Source organism: Maricaulis salignorans, assembly GCF_900103475.1.
GTDB lineage: Bacteria > Pseudomonadota > Alphaproteobacteria > Caulobacterales > Maricaulaceae > Maricaulis > Maricaulis salignorans.
Genome location: NZ_FNHG01000002.1, coordinates 330,437 through 344,629 on the forward strand (window position 1 = coordinate 330,437; position 14,193 = coordinate 344,629).

Annotated in this window: 13 protein-coding genes; 5 read left to right on the forward strand and 8 right to left on the reverse strand. The window is 61.5% G+C overall.

All coding sequences use genetic code 11. The features are described from left to right. Nucleotides 1–116: 116 nt before the first annotated feature. Both BLT42_RS03435 and BLT42_RS03440 read left to right on the forward strand, forming a co-directional pair. A complete protein-coding gene (locus BLT42_RS03435) occupies nt 117–758 on the forward strand; it encodes a MarC family protein (RefSeq protein WP_091766793.1) in 642 nt (213 codons plus the stop codon). Between the two features lie 83 nt (nt 759–841). Next, nucleotides 842–1,066 (forward strand): hypothetical protein, encoded by a 225-nt coding sequence (locus BLT42_RS03440; RefSeq protein ID WP_091766796.1) that lies wholly within the window; start codon nt 842–844, stop codon nt 1,064–1,066. Here BLT42_RS03440 and aguB read toward each other — a convergent pair. From aguB to BLT42_RS03455, 3 genes are all read right to left on the reverse strand, one after another. Then, nucleotides 1,027–1,890, reverse strand: coding sequence for an N-carbamoylputrescine amidase (aguB, locus tag BLT42_RS03445; protein WP_091766799.1), 864 nt, complete (start codon nt 1,888–1,890; stop codon nt 1,027–1,029). The genes BLT42_RS03440 and aguB overlap by 40 nt on opposite strands. Next, nucleotides 1,887–2,912 carry an agmatine deiminase family protein gene (locus BLT42_RS03450; protein WP_091766802.1) on the reverse strand — a complete coding sequence of 342 codons (1,026 nt, stop codon included), beginning with the start codon at nt 2,910–2,912 and terminating at the stop codon, nt 1,887–1,889. The genes aguB and BLT42_RS03450 overlap by 4 nt, the downstream gene beginning before the upstream one ends. A gap of 122 nt (nt 2,913–3,034) precedes the next feature. Continuing rightward, nucleotides 3,035–6,238 (reverse strand): TonB-dependent receptor, encoded by a 3,204-nt coding sequence (locus BLT42_RS03455; protein WP_091766805.1) that lies wholly within the window; start codon nt 6,236–6,238, stop codon nt 3,035–3,037. 293 nt (nt 6,239–6,531) lie between these two features. Between BLT42_RS03455 and BLT42_RS03460 the strand changes: the two genes are divergently transcribed. Next, complete coding sequence (locus BLT42_RS03460) at nt 6,532–8,118, forward strand: ArnT family glycosyltransferase (protein ID WP_233342291.1); 1,587 nt, start codon at nt 6,532–6,534, stop codon at nt 8,116–8,118. On the opposite strand, the gene argC is transcribed toward BLT42_RS03460, so the two are convergent. The 3 genes from argC to BLT42_RS03475 are packed head-to-tail and all read right to left on the reverse strand — an operon-like array spanning nt 8,119 to nt 11,380. After that, nucleotides 8,119–9,048: an N-acetyl-gamma-glutamyl-phosphate reductase gene (argC, locus tag BLT42_RS03465; RefSeq protein ID WP_091766811.1), complete on the reverse strand. Its 930-nt coding sequence runs from the start codon at nt 9,046–9,048 to the stop codon at nt 8,119–8,121. Continuing rightward, nucleotides 9,045–10,373, reverse strand: coding sequence for an acetylglutamate kinase (locus BLT42_RS03470; RefSeq protein ID WP_233342292.1), 1,329 nt, complete (start codon nt 10,371–10,373; stop codon nt 9,045–9,047). The genes argC and BLT42_RS03470 overlap by 4 nt, the downstream gene beginning before the upstream one ends. Continuing rightward, complete coding sequence (locus BLT42_RS03475; RefSeq protein ID WP_091766814.1) at nt 10,370–11,380, reverse strand: N-acetylornithine carbamoyltransferase; 1,011 nt, start codon at nt 11,378–11,380, stop codon at nt 10,370–10,372. The genes BLT42_RS03470 and BLT42_RS03475 overlap by 4 nt, the downstream gene beginning before the upstream one ends. A 530-nt stretch (nt 11,381–11,910) precedes the next feature. Here BLT42_RS03475 and kdsB point away from each other — a divergent pair. Next, on the forward strand, nt 11,911–12,693 hold the full coding sequence (gene kdsB / locus BLT42_RS03480) for a 3-deoxy-manno-octulosonate cytidylyltransferase (protein WP_091766817.1): 783 nt from the start codon (nt 11,911–11,913) through the stop codon (nt 12,691–12,693). Beyond that, nucleotides 12,690–13,337 carry a histidine phosphatase family protein gene (locus tag BLT42_RS03485; RefSeq protein WP_091766820.1) on the forward strand — a complete coding sequence of 216 codons (648 nt, stop codon included), beginning with the start codon at nt 12,690–12,692 and terminating at the stop codon, nt 13,335–13,337. The genes kdsB and BLT42_RS03485 overlap by 4 nt, the downstream gene beginning before the upstream one ends. Nucleotides 13,338–13,402: 65 nt before the next feature. Here BLT42_RS03485 and BLT42_RS03490 read toward each other — a convergent pair whose 3' ends face one another. Further along, nucleotides 13,403–13,765, reverse strand: coding sequence for a hypothetical protein (locus BLT42_RS03490; protein ID WP_143024028.1), 363 nt, complete (start codon nt 13,763–13,765; stop codon nt 13,403–13,405). 116 nt (nt 13,766–13,881) lie between these two features. Then, nucleotides 13,882–14,193, reverse strand: a 312-nt coding sequence (locus tag BLT42_RS03495) for a transposase (RefSeq protein ID WP_143024029.1), incomplete at its 5' end; no start/stop codon positions are given.

A 14,193-nucleotide genomic window follows, 5' to 3' on the forward strand; every position in this document is an offset into this window, starting at 1 on the left:
CGCATGGAAGCCACGCCGCCGCATAAATTCATGGCTGCCCTGCGACACCCGGGCAAGAATTTTCGTGACCTCTGTCGCGGGCCCCGTTATGCGGAAGGCCAATCAGGATTTACGCCATGACCGAACTCTTTATCTCCGCCCTCGTCACCTTCTTCGTCGCCATCGATCCGCCCGGTGTGGCACCGATCTTCTTTGCGCTGACCGATGGCTCGCCCAAGGCTCACCGCCGGGCGATGGCGTATAAATCGATCATGATCGCGACCGGCGTCCTGCTCGCCTTCGCCCTGGGCGGACGCTATCTGCTCGACGCCATGCATATCAGCCTCGACGCCTTTCGCACCGCCGGCGGCGTGCTGCTCTTCCTGATGGCGCTGGAAATGATCTTCGAAAAACGCACCGAGCGCCGCGAGGAGCGGGCCGAGAAGCTGACCGAGGAACATGAGGCGCATCCGGAAACCTGGGACGATATCTCCGTCTTCCCGATGGCGATCCCGATGCTGGCCGGCCCCGGCGCCATCGCGACCATCATGCTGTTCATGTCGGAAGCGCCGACCATGGCGCATCAGGGCGTCGTCTTCGCCGCCGTCGGCATCAACCTCCTGCTCTGCCTGGCGGTTTTCCTGGTGATCGGCCCGGTGATGAAATTCGTCGGCGCCTCGATGGCCGCCATGATCACGCGCATCCTCGGCGTCATCCTGGCGGCGCTGGCGACCCAGTTCATCTTCGACGGCATCCATGGTGCCTTCATGGCGAGCTAGGCGACAACGAAAAATTAGCCAAAACCTGCCATTCTGCGTCCCCAAGGGTCCGTCAAAGAGACCCGCAGGTGATGGAGAATTGGATGGGTTTTCGTCTCGCCATGACAGTCGCCGCAGCCCTTTTGACCACAATCGGGCTGACCGCTGCCGCCTATAATTTCACGCAAGGACAGACCGACCAGGCCATCGCCTTCGGCTGGCCAGCCATCGCGATCGCAATCGCCTTCGCGATTGTCATCCCGTCGCAATCACGGGCGAATTCGCAGATTCAGGACTTGCTCGACAGCGGCTTGAAAAACGGCTCGTAAAGATCCGGACGCCGGTCGCGGAACACGCCCCAGGCGGCGCGATGCGTGCGCAGGAAATCGCGATCGAAGCTGGCCGACACAATGCCCTCTTCGGTCTTGTTCAGCTCGGACACCTTCTCGCCGCTATGGTCGCAGACGAAGGATGAGCCGTAGAAGACCTGGCCATCCTCATTGCCGACCCGGTTGGCTGCCAGCACAGGCATCACATTGGCCACGGCATGGCCCTGCATGGCGCGCTGCCAGCGGGCCGAGGTATCGAGGCTGTCATCATGCGGCTCCGAACCGATCGCGGTCGGATACATCAGCACTTCCGCGCCCAGCAGCGCCATGGCGCGGGCCGCTTCGGGGAACCACTGGTCCCAGCAAATACCGACACCGACACGGCCATGACGGGTGTCCCAGACCTTGAAACCGGTATTGCCGGGCCGGAAGTAATACTTCTCCTGATAGCCGGGGCCATCGGGAATATGGCTCTTGCGATAGACACCCATCGGGCTTCCATCGGCATCGACCATCACCAGTGAGTTGTAATAGACTTGCCCGTCGCGCTCATAGATCGAGACCGGAATCACAACGCCAAGCTCGGCGGCCAGCTCGCTCATCGCGATGACACAAGGATGTTCCATTGCCGGGTAGGCGCGGGCGAAATTGTCCTCGTCCTGGGTCTTGCAAAAATACGGACCCTGGAAGAGTTCAGGCGGCAAAATGATTTGCGCGCCAGCGGCCGCAGCCTCGCGGATCATCAAAGAGACGCGTTTGATATTGTCCGCGATATCCTCACCGAACCCGGTCTGCAGGCCGGCAATGGTCATCATATTGCTCATGATTTCGGTCCAGCCGGGATGTGTGTCGTGACGCAGTGGAAGGCACCACCGCCGCTCAGGATAGCGCTGGAACGGCAGCCGACAACCTCATGGCCGGTAAACAGGGCCCGCAGGGCGTCGAGCGCCGCGGCTTCGCTGGCCGTGCCATAGGTCGGGACCACGAGATTGCGCGGCCCGATCACCCAGTTCATATAGCTCGCCGGCAGGACATCGCCGGCCTTGTTGACGACACGGCCCGGAGAGGGGATGCGGTGAACTGTCAGCTTACGCCCTCGGGCATCGGTCATCGCCGCCAGCTCGGCCGCGATCTGCTCGAGCATTTGGGCCTGCGGATCATCCGCGCCAAAACCTTCCATACACACGACTTCGCCGGGACGGACGAAGCGGGCGATATTGTCGATATGGCCATCGGTGTGATCGCCGATCAGGCCCTTGTCGACCCACAGAACAGTCTCGACGCCGAGCGCGGCCTTCAGCCGCTCCTCGACCACGGCTTCAGTCAAATCGGCATTGCGATTCTTGTTGAGCAGGACATCACGCGTGGTGATGACGGTGCCTTCGCCATCAAATTCGAGCGCACCGCCCTCAGCGATCATCTCGACATCGACAATGCGGGCCTCGACCATGCGGGCAATCGCGGTGCCGACCGTCTGGTCACCGGGGATCTGGAACTTGCCACCCCAGCCATTGAACGGGAAGCGGGCCGCGACCAGTTCGCCATCGCGGCGCAGGAAGACCGGCGCCGTATCGCGGGTCCAGACATCGCCGTAATTCTGGCGAACCAGAACAGCCTTGTCGCCCAGCGCGGCGCGTGCCGAAGCCTCGGTCTCGTCATTGGAGACGAGCACGGTCAGGGGCAAGGGCTTGCCGCCGGCTGCCGGTTCGATCAGGGCCGTCAGAAAGGCGGCAAACTCGACCCGTGCGGGGGCGAGATTTTCCAACCAGATACTGGCCTCTGCCGGCCAGCAAGTGACGACTTGATCAGGGATTCGGGATTCGTGGGGGATGGTGTGTTTGCTCATGAGCGCGCCTCTATCACGCGTTTGAACCGGACGCGAGCGCAAAAAAGCAAACCTCCCGCGCAAAAAAGAAGGGCGGCCCGAGAGCCGCCCTTCCACTGTGTATTGGCATGCGATGCCGGTGCTTAGAAGTCGTACTTCACACCGAACAGGACCTGCCAGGTCGAGGCACTGGAGACCCGGGATTCCGGGGTCTGAGCGTTGAAGCTCTCGAACACATACTGGTTCGTGCCGGCATCGTAATCCGCATCAACAATGCTGCGGATTTGCGGATAGCTGGCCTGGGTGAGAATGCCCCACTCATCACTGATGAGGTTGCCGAGGTTCTCGATCACCAGATAACCGGCAGCGCGATGGCCCGGTGCGAAGGCAGGGAATTCCTGCTCGACGCGCAGATCCAACTTGGTCCACCAGGAACCTTCATGCGAGTTACGCTCGTCGATGGCACCACGGGCCAGGCCGTTGGCGTCGGCATAGGCAAAGAAGGCTGCCGTGTCGAAGCCTGGCGCGAACCGGACCAGCGGATCGCTGGCATCGGTTGGCACGTAGAGCAGGTGACGACGGTCGGCGAAGTCACCGAAGATATCGCCATCATCATTATCGAACGCGAAGGAGTAACCACGCGACTGGCTGACCTGGCCGAACAGGGTTGCCCGGGTGGTCAGGTCGTCGAAGAAGTCATGCTCCCAGGAGACACGACCCGTGAAGCGATGCGGAATCTCATAGTTGGATGTCGCAGCTTGCGGGTTGTTCGGGTCGGACACAGCCACACCGGCATAGTTCGAGAAGGCCACCGAGGAGGTCATCGGATTGGCATCTTCGGACTGGGTGTAAGCATAGGCTGCCGTCCAGCTCAGGCCCAGGTTTTCATACTCACGGCTGACCGCCAGCGACAGAACGAGTGACTCGCCACCGTCGAAATTGGTCAGGATGAAGTCCTGGTTGAAGTTCCGGCTGGAACAGGCTGCTGCGGTCGGGACCACACAATCAGGATCGCTACGGTCGATCGAACGGTAGATCGGGCGACCGTCCGGTGCCGTATCAACCTGCTCAAGCGTCGCATCGACGATGCCGGCTGCGTCGCGGCTTTGCGAGTACAGCAGGTCACCCATGACCGTGTAGCCTTCACCAAGGAATGGCAGATCGCCATCATAGGTGAAGCCCAGGGCGGCTTTCCATTCGGCCGGGATTTCGAAATCAGGGTCGATGGCATTGACGCTTGAATTGGCAGCACCGCTGGCGACGCTGTCATACATGCTTTGCGGAACACCGAAGATCGGACGGCCAGTGCCACCTTCATCTGCGACATAGGTTTCCGTACCGGTCAGCAGGTTTTGCGGACCAAAATTGGTCAGCTGAACAGCTGTCAGACCATCATTTGCGAAGTTGTTGGAAACCCAGACATTCGGGTTGCCGCCGGAGTAGAGGCCAAAGCCACCGCGAACCGTCAGGTCGCGACGGGCATCCCAGGTGAAGGCCAGGCGTGGCTGAATGAGGCCACGTCCGTCCAGGGAGTCGGCGTTGGTGTAACCGTTACGTGCGATGAAGTTCGCATTTTCGTTCGGAACATCATCGGTGGTGTACCAGTCGTAACGCAGACCGGCGATCACGGTCAGACCATTCGGGCCGGACCATTCGTCCTGCGCGTAGACCGTGTTGATGTCGTAAGCGAAGCTCGCACCGGCATCGGCTGGATTATTCGTACCGCGGGCATTGCCGTAATAGATGCGGTTCACATCGCCATTACGGAAGTCGTTGATCGAGTTGAAACGCCATTCACCCTCGGTGTGCTGAACGAAGAGGTTGAAGATGTCGTAGGTCAGACGCTCGGCGCCGAAGGTGAAGTAGTGGTCGTTCCACTGGTAGTGGCCGACACCCTTCAGGGTCATCGTCGAGTAGTTGAGCTCATTGGACTGACGCGAATCGTCGGCACCGAGATAGACGGTGTTGCCGCCAACGCGGATCTGAACTTCACCGAAATCAGTGCCATTGATTGAGGCCTGGGTGAAATCGACTTCCTGGTAGGACGCGCGCAGCTCGGTGGAGAAATTATCCGTCCAGTTGGAGAAGAGCTGGGCGGTGTAGGCGGTCAGGTCGGAACCACGATTATAGAGGTGGTTCTCGTACTCGAACTCATTGTTGTCGCCATCGGACTCGGTGCGGTTGGCACCTTCCGACTGGTTGTAGGTCAGAGCGAAACGATGGTCGTCATTGATGTTCCAGTCGACGCGGACCAGGATGCTCTCATCGATAACCGGTGCATTACCTGGGACGCCGCCCGGATTGTAGCCATACACGTTCTGGGCAATGTCGAGGATGTCGGCATAGTCAGCCTGGGTGAAGCCGGTGATTTCGGTCGGGGCGCCAGAACCTTCTGGACCACGGTCGAAGATATCAATGCCTTCAAAGCGCTCATAGGCAGCAAAGAAGAACAGGCGGTCCTGGATGATCGGGCCACCGAAGGTGATGCCGTAGCGCTTCTGGTCGTATTCAGGAACCGTGAAGCTCGAACCTTCGAGCGAGTCACCCTGGAAGGCGTCGGAGGTGTAATCGTAGAAGACGCCGCCGTGGAATTCATTGGTGCCGGACTTGGTGACGGCATTGATGTTACAGGCGGTGAAGCCACCGTATTCGACGTCAAACGGCGCCAGTTCGACAGAGACCTGTTCGATCGCGTCATAGGAGAATGGCATGCGCTGGGTCGGGTAACCGTTCGAGTTCAGACCGAAACCGTCATTGAGGCCAAGGCCATCAACGGTCAGGCTGTTATAGCGTGGGTTGGCACCGGCACACTGGATCGAGTCATTGAAGGATTCGTCGATATAGATGCGCGGGTCCTGACGCACAACATCCGCGAGAGCGCGGTTGATCGCCGGAGTTTCCTGCAGGTCCTGGAGGGTGAAGGTCGAGTTTGGACCCACGGCAGTGTTCATCGCCTGGATGGCCGATGCGGTCACGACGACGACGTCGGACGTGCCCGAAGCAGCCGACATTTCGAGATTGAGCGACATGCTCTCGCCGAGGGCGAGGAAGACACCTTCAACCCGGCGAGGCTGGAAGCCATCGGCGGTGACGGTCACATTGTAAGGGCCGCCAACGCGAAGGCCCGAAGACGAAAAGCCGCCATTGACGCCGGTCGACGTTCTGGAGACCGAGCCACTGGGCGTGTGCAGGATGGTGACGCTGGCACCGGACACCGAGTTTCCGGCGCCATCGGTGACCGAACCACGCAGCGAGGAAGATGTTTCCTGCGCATAAACCGCGGCGGGCGCGGCTGCCAGCAAGGCGATAGTCGCCGCGCTGAGTGAAAGTTTTTTCATGAATGTCATTTGGAGGTGTCCCCCTAGGATCGACCAAACGAGGGAGCGGGTCCCCCAACGAAGCAAGCGCCTCGTACGCTGGACGTTCGAAGAATCCAAGACAGCTACGCGAAGGTTTTGTGACACTCGCCGCGCCGACGCCCAACCTGAATCCGCGCTTCAATGGCTGAATCGCGCAAGATATGTGTTTGCAGGGCGGTATTTGCTCAACATACGGGGGGCGAAGCTGGTGAGCTCACGACAATCCCTGTCCACAGCGCCCTTTACGGGCCGCAGCGGAAAGGGCATAGCCTGCGGCGAAAATGTTACACTTTCTTAAGACCTGTGAGCCCTCAATGGTTGAGTTTGAACAAAAACACACGCAATGGACGTGGGGCTGGGAGCGGGCAGCGCTTGCCCTGATTCTTGGCATCGGTCTGATGCGCATTCTGGCCCTCGCACTCAATCCGATTGAGCTCTACGCCGATGAATCCCAGTATTGGGTCTGGTCGCTGCGACTCGATTGGGGCTATTTTTCCAAACCGCCAATGATCGCCTGGCTGATCAGGCTGATGACGACAATATTTGGCGATACCGAGTTCAGCGTCCGGCTCGCCTCTCCCCTGCTGCATTCGGCCACTGCAAGCTTCCTCTTCCTGAGCGCCCGCAAGCTCTGGGATGCGCGCACCGGTTTCTGGGCCGCGCTGATCTATCTGACGATCCCGTCCCTGTGGATTTCCGGCGCCATCATTTCCACTGACGTGCCAGCCATGTGCGCCTGGTCTGCTGGCCTCTATGCCCTGCTGCGCCTGCGCGATGGCGGCGGCTGGGCCAGTGCGGCCGGGCTCGGCCTGGCAATCGGTCTCGGCTTTCTGTCGAAATACGTGCTGATCTATTTCGTGCTGGGCGTCGGCATATGTCTGGTGATCGACGCACCGACCCGCCATGCGTTGTTGAATCTGCGCGGTGCCCTGGCCATGCTGATTGGCGCCGCACTGCTGACGCCGAATATCCTCTGGAACGCGGCCCATGACTTCGCCACCGTGAGCCATACCGCCGCCAACGCAAACTGGGGCGGCGACCTGTTTCATCCTGCCGAACTGTTCGAATTCCTGGCCGGACAACTGGGCATATTCGGACCGGCACTATTCATCGTTCTGCTGGCCATTCTGGGCGGCATCATATGGCGCTTCCGCGAGGCCCTGCCGGACTCGCGCCTGCTGGCAGCCTTCATCCTGCCGGCCCTGCTGACGGTATCGGCCCAGGCTTTCATCAGCCGCGCTCACGCCAATTGGGCCGGGGCCGCCTATATCGCCGCCACCTTACTCGTCGCCGCCTTCCTGCTGCGCGGACCGGCCTGGCGGCGCGGTATTCTCTATGGCTCGATCGCCTTTCATACCGCTTTGGGCCTGTTCATGACGGTTGTGGTCGTCAACCCACCTCTGGTCGAAGCCTTCCATCTGGAAAACTCGACCAAGCGCATTCGCGCCTGGCAGGAAACTGCCGATGCCATCAGCCAGGCCGGCACGGCCGCTGACTACAGCGCGATCGTGTTCGATGATCGCAATATCTTCCACCAGATGCAGCGCTATGGCAGCGACACCAACCCGTCACTGGCGATGTGGTTGCGCTATTCCGGACCGGTCAATCATGCCGAACAGGAGTGGCCGCTCGAGGACGGGCATCAGGCACCGGTCCTGATCGTCTCGCACCGGCCACTGGAAGTGGCGAAAATGCGGGAGGATTTTGACCAGTTCGACGCAGCCGGCAGTCTGTCGATCGCACTTGATGGCGACAAGACGCGTGAATTCACCCTGTGGCGGGCCCAAGGCTATCACCGCATTGAGCGCGACGCGGCCTACGAGATGAATTGGCAGGCGATTGACGAGGCTGTACAGGCCGGCAATTGACTATTCCGGCAGCCCCAGTGCCAGACAGAGATTTTGCAGGGCCTGGACGGCTGCACCCTTGAGCAAATTGTCGAGGGTGGAGACAATGACCACGTGGCGCCCGTCCGCGCTGAGGCCGAAACCGCCGATAACAGCGCCGGGCAGCTCGGCTCCGTCACGGATCTCCGGCGTTTCTCCGGTCACCCTCACCAGCGGCTCATCGCGATAGGCCGTCTCGTAGAGTGCGATCAAGACGTCACGTGTGACCGGATCGAGAAGGGAAAGATGCACCGTCGCCACAATGCCGCGAAAGAAGGCGGCTACGTGCGGCGTGAAGCGGACGTCGAGGCCCAGCTGCCGGGACATTTCCTGCTCGTGCAAATGCCCGGTCAGGGCATAGGGCATAAGATTGTCGCGCAAGGCCTCGAGGTCATTCTTGCGCGAAGGCGTAGTGCCCGCGCCGGAATACCCGGAAACGCCGAACACGTGCGGATCGACCGCCAGCCGATCCCGCAGCGGAGCGATCGCCAGCTGTCCAGCCGTCGCATAGCAGCCCGGATTGGCGATCCGTTTCGCACTGCGCAGGGCGTCACGCCCATAAATTTCCGGCAGACCATAAGTCCAGCCATCGTCAAACCGGTAATCCGCTGACAGGTCGACAATCACCGTTTTCGGGCTTGCCGCATCAATCGCGGCAACAAATGAACCGGCCGCCCCGTTCGGCAGGGCGAGAATGACGGCGTCAGCCCCGCGATCAGCGACCGCGCCGGGTGAGAGCGACTCGAACAACAGCCCGTTCGCGATTTCCGGTGCCATATCACACACCGGCTGGCCGGCCAGTTCGCGTGAGCTGGCAAACACCAGGTCAAGGTCGTCGCGAGCCGCGATCAGGCGCAGGAGTTCGCGCCCGGTATGGCCACGCGCACCGACGAGCCCGATCCGCAGTTTCATGGTGCCAACTCCAGCGTTGGCGGCAGATCGAAAATCCGGGTCACGACACCATCAATTTCGGCGGGACGAATGCCTTCGCCGCGCCAGAAAACCGTCCATTCATCGCGCCGGATCGCTCCGTCGCATTCGTCGAAATAGAAATTGTTGACCGGATTGGCGGTGCGCGAGCGCCAGATCAGACGCGGTGCATAATCGACCAGGCGGTTCCAGACGGTCCGGCCCAGTCCCTCGCCACGCGCATCGTCAAGGACGGCGAATTTGTCGAGATAGATCCAGTCATCCAGCCGTGTCGTGATCGCGGCGGCGCGATAACTGTCCGTGACAAAGGCCTGGTCGAGCACGAGATTGTCCCAATATCCGGCGATTGGCGCGCGCCCGAAGGCCGTCGTCACCAATGCGTGGAGGCGTCCAAGATCGAGGTCGTCCTTGGAGGCCGTCGAGAGGATTGTCTCGCCGCGCCGGATCAGCGTGCCCGCACCGGCATGGGTGAAGAGTTCACGCGCCAGCTCTGCCGGGCTGGTGATCGAAACCGAACTGGAAAGCGGCAGATCGTCGAGCAGACGCTTGATCTCCTCCAGCTTCAGCCGCATGCCGCCATTGACCCATTCGGCCTGCATCAACGCCGAATAATCGGTCGCCAGATTGATTGAAGACAGGACATCACCCCACTCGTCGAGCAGGCCACCTGTTCCGGTCAGAAACACGACTTTGTAGGGCTGCAAGGCATGTACGAGCGCGCGAACGGCGGAATCGGCATTGATATTGACCAGGCGTCCATCATGGGTTTCACCGAGGCAGCCCAGGATTGCCGCTTGTCCGGCCCGCGCCGCAGCAGCGACCAGCTCGAGATGGACTTTCGTCGGCTCACCGACGCGGCCCAGCTTCTCCTCATCGACCAACTGGGCCTCAAACACGCCGCGCGGCACAGCAGCAGCGCGCCCGCCCGCCTCGCGAATGGCATCGACCAGTTGAAGATTGGCCTGGGTCAGGGTCTCGCGAATGATCGGGATCGCAGCCTCGCGCGTCACCCGCAGGCCATTGATACGTTCCGTCCCGATTCCGGCCTCGGACAGCGCTGCATCGAGTTGCGGCCCGCCGCCATGGACGACGACCGGTGACAAGCCGACCGATTGCAGAAAGGCCAGCGCCGTTGCGAGACCGTCAAGATCCTCCTGGATCACTGCACCGCCGACCTTGATAACGGCAAAGCGCTCCTGATCCACACCGGAAAAGCGCTGCAGGTATTCGCGGATCTCCTTGCCGTCGCGCATATGCGACAGCAGGCGGACAATCGTCGGGCGAACGCCGGGGAGTTGCGACGTCACTTGACGCCTCCCTGACTGGCAAGTGCTTCCATCACCGCCTGTTGCACCGGCAAGCGGTTGGCCGCCTCTTCAATTCCGAGGAAGGCGGGACTGTCGACGACGGCATCAGCAATTTTCACATTGCGGCGCATCGGCAGGCAGTGGCTGACGGTGGCGTTATTCGTGAGCGCCATTTTTTCGGGCGTGATCATGAAATCCCTGCCCTTGGCGCGGAACGGCGCCTCGTCGTCCCAATGCCCGTAGAAAGGCAGCGCGCCCCAGCTCTTGGCGTAGACGGCATCGGCGCCCGTGTAGGCAGCCTCGACATCGGTGGTCATCGTCACCGAGCCGCCACCCTCGGCGGTGAAGCGTTCGGCCGCGCCCATATAACGCTCATCAAGGCGATAGCGCTCATCGGGCACGAGGAGGCGAACATTCATGCCGAACTTGGCCGCCATCAACAGGGCCGAATTGGCGACCGCCGTATTAAGGGGTTTGGGGTGTGGCACCCAGGTCAGAAGGAAGGTCTTGTCCTGGACCGCACCGATCCGTTCCTGCAGAGCCAGCATCATCGCCAGTTCCTGACAGGGATGGACGATGGTCTCCATATTGATCACCGGAACGGTGGAGTGTTTCGCAAAGGCCGAAATCATCGGGTCCTCGCGCTCGCTCGGCCAGTCCTTGAATTCAGGGAAGCAACGGATGGCGATCAGGTCGACATAGCTCGACAGGACCCGCGCAGCCTCCCGGACATGCTCCTCGGCGGTACCGTCCATCACGGCGCCGTCGGCAAATTCCAGCGGCCAGGTTGCCCCCTTGGCATCCAGCACGATTGCATGGCCGCCCATCTTGTTGGCGCCGATATCGAAGGAGGTCCGGGTTCGCAGCGACGGATTGAAAAACAGCAAGGCAATCGATTTGCCTTCCAGCGCACGACTGACCGTGCCCGTTTTAAACGCCGCAGCGCGGTCGAGCAGGCCCTGCAATTCGGGGCGGGTCCAGTCAGCAGTCGATAGAAAATGGCGCATGGAAGTCTCGAAATCTCAAGCTTGCAGAAAAAAGACAGACACCCGGCCATAAGACCGGGTGCCGTTGATGTCCATATATCATTGCAAGGCTGGTGAGTTCACGCGATTTCGCAGAATCTCTGCCTCACCGGCGTCAGCTGCCGGCAGGAACCATCCGGCAAACTCGACGCGGCCGGTTGGAGCCAATATCGGTCACGGATTCACAACGCCGCACCATGCGCTCGCCGGTCGCCTCAACCCCGGGCTCCCCGGAAGCCGCGGTTTCGCTCGTCGACGCGCAGGCGCTCAAAAGTGTCGCGGACATAAGTGCAATGATCAGTTTTGGCATGCAGCCCTCCCAGACTTGAATCCCGGGCGAGCTGGAACCCCCAGCCAACCTCAGCCGGGCAACCTAGCAAAGAGACTCCCCTGACCAAGCATCGACCTCAGTCATGACACAAGTTTAATAAAGGCTGGCGTCGGGCATGGCGAAAGACTGGAAAACGCCCTGACCTTGTGGAACAAGCGAGAGACGTCAGAGGAATCGCCAAATGTCCGTCATCGCCATCATTCCCGCCCGTTACGCCTCCGGTCGTTTTCCCGGCAAGCCGCTCGAAAAAATTGCCGGGCGGATGATGATCGAGCGGGTCTGGCGCTCGACCAGCGCCGCACCGGGTGTCGACCGGGTTGTGGTCGCCACGGACGATGAACGGATCGTCGAGGCCGTCGAGGCATTTGGCGGCGAAGCCGTGATGACCGACCCGGCCTGCCGCAATGGAACAGAACGCGCCCTCGACGCCGTGAAACGGCTCGGTAGCGATGCCGATATCGTCATCAATGTTCAGGGCGATGCCGCGCTGATCCCGCCCTGGGTGATTGGCGATGTCGCCACTGCCATGCGGGCGGACTCGGCCCTGGCCATGGCGACCCCGGCGGTCAAAATGCCCGAGGACACCGCCATCCGCATGCGCGAGATGAAGGCCAAGGGCATTGTCGGCGGCACCACCGTCGTCTTCAACCGGGCGATGGACGCCCTGTATTTCTCCAAGGGTGTGATCCCCTTCCAGCGTCACCCCGAGGCCGGCACCCCGACCTGGCAGCATATTGGCCTCTATGGCTATCGCCGCGAGACGCTGGAGCGCATCGTCGCGCTCGAGCCTTCGCCGCTGGAAAAGGCGGAGAGCCTGGAGCAATTGCGCGCCCTGGAGAACGGCATCCCGATCCGCATCGTGCCAACCGATTATCGCGGACGCTCGGCCTGGTCGGTCGACGCACCCGAGGATGTGCCGGTGGTCGAGGGCATTATCGCCCGCGAAGGCGAGCTGGTGCCATGAGCAAGGTGCTGCTGGCCCGTCACGGCAATACATTCGGTCCCGGCGACAAGGTTGTCTGGGTCGGCGCCAAGGAAGATCTGCCGCTGGTCCACAAGGGTGAGGAACAGGCCGCCGCGCTGGGCAATGCCCTGCGCGAAGCGCGCCTGACGCCGGAGCGCATCATCACCGGCCCCCTGCTACGCACCCGCCGCGCCGCCGAACTGGTCGCAGTCCTGTGCGGGTTTCACGGACGGATCGAGATCGATGAACGCCTGCGTGAGATCGATTACGGTTCCTGGGGTGGCAAGTCCTGCGACGAGATCATCGCCGAATTTGGTGCGAAGGCGCATCGCACCTGGAATGAAGAGCATCGCCGCCCTGAAGGCGTTGACTGGTCTCCTGACGAAGCGACACTGCGGGCCAATGCGCTGGCCGTCATGCAGGATGCCGCGCTGAGCCGCCGCTTTGCGCTGATCATCACGTCCAATGGAGTGCTGCGGTATATGCACGGCGTGCTTGGCGGGGACGCTCATGACGCGAAGGTCAAGACCGGCAATATCTGCGCCGCCGATATCGAGGCCGGCCAACGCCTGTTCTGGAATGAGGCGCCGAGCGCCGAGCGGTTGCGGTCGAGCTTCAACCCGACCCCCAAGCCTGGATTCTGACACGGCGCGCGGGGCCTGGCGCCTCACGCGCGGACCGCTCTCCCCGGAGTCCGGGGTCCGCCCCTCTAGAAACCGCGCAATCGGCGTATCGCATATTCGGTCTGTCGCTCTTCGCGCTCAGCCTGAAACCGGCTCTTGCACCGTCGCTCACGAATATTGCTGCCATTGCGGCGCCGCCAACTGCAGACGACATCGTCCGGCCTCCGGGCCGTTACGGATATCCTGTCCCCATTCGCGAAGTCCGGTCCCGGTTCGCGCTGGTTCACCGGATTATTTGCCGCCTCGCGCAAGGACTCCAGATAGAGGAGCTCCGCAGCGGCGTCATTTGCCGCCGGCAAGGGGATGATTTCATCACTCGGCTGACCAAGGGCCGGACCGGCCAGCAGGACGGTCCCGATGATCGCCGCCATACGGAATATCCCCAGCATACACCTCTCCTGTGCCTTGCAGCGCAAGTCTGACGCCCTCCCAGGATCGTCCAGAACAGTTTCGCATGCGGCGCGCCGGTGCGCAAATCCGGCACCCGGACCGGAATGGCAATCGGCTAGGGCGTGGACTCAATTGCGCGCATCCAAATTCGGGCTGAGGCGAGCGCGAGGGCGGCCATGAAATTGTCGGCGTGTTTTTCGAAGCGTGTGGCGATGCGGCGGAACTGTTTGAGTTTGCAGAAGAAGCGCTCGACCAGATTGCGCTGACGGTAAAGGCTCGGAGGGACGCTGCGCTGGATGCGAACCCGGCTCTGGGTGGGGATATGCGCCTCGCCGCCGCGGTCCCGGACAAAATTCACGAGCGCCATGCTGTCATAACCTCGGTCGGCGATCACACATCCGGGCGGCAAGGCACCGAGGAGTTGGGG

Coding starts and splice junctions, on each gene's coding strand:
- BLT42_RS03435 (WP_091766793.1), top strand. CDS start 117: ATGACCGAACTCTTTATCTCCGCCCTCGTCACCTTCTTCGTCGCCATC.
- BLT42_RS03440 (WP_091766796.1), top strand. CDS start 842: ATGGGTTTTCGTCTCGCCATGACAGTCGCCGCAGCCCTTTTGACCACA.
- aguB (WP_091766799.1), bottom strand. CDS start 1,890: ATGAGCAATATGATGACCATTGCCGGCCTGCAGACCGGGTTCGGTGAG.
- BLT42_RS03450 (WP_091766802.1), bottom strand. CDS start 2,912: ATGAGCAAACACACCATCCCCCACGAATCCCGAATCCCTGATCAAGTC.
- BLT42_RS03455 (WP_091766805.1), bottom strand. CDS start 6,238: ATGACATTCATGAAAAAACTTTCACTCAGCGCGGCGACTATCGCCTTG.
- BLT42_RS03460 (WP_233342291.1), top strand. CDS start 6,532: ATGTTACACTTTCTTAAGACCTGTGAGCCCTCAATGGTTGAGTTTGAA.
- argC (WP_091766811.1), bottom strand. CDS start 9,048: ATGAAACTGCGGATCGGGCTCGTCGGTGCGCGTGGCCATACCGGGCGC.
- BLT42_RS03475 (WP_091766814.1), bottom strand. CDS start 11,380: ATGCGCCATTTTCTATCGACTGCTGACTGGACCCGCCCCGAATTGCAG.
- kdsB (WP_091766817.1), top strand. CDS start 11,911: ATGTCCGTCATCGCCATCATTCCCGCCCGTTACGCCTCCGGTCGTTTT.
- BLT42_RS03485 (WP_091766820.1), top strand. CDS start 12,690: ATGAGCAAGGTGCTGCTGGCCCGTCACGGCAATACATTCGGTCCCGGC.
- BLT42_RS03490 (WP_143024028.1), bottom strand. CDS start 13,765: ATGCTGGGGATATTCCGTATGGCGGCGATCATCGGGACCGTCCTGCTG.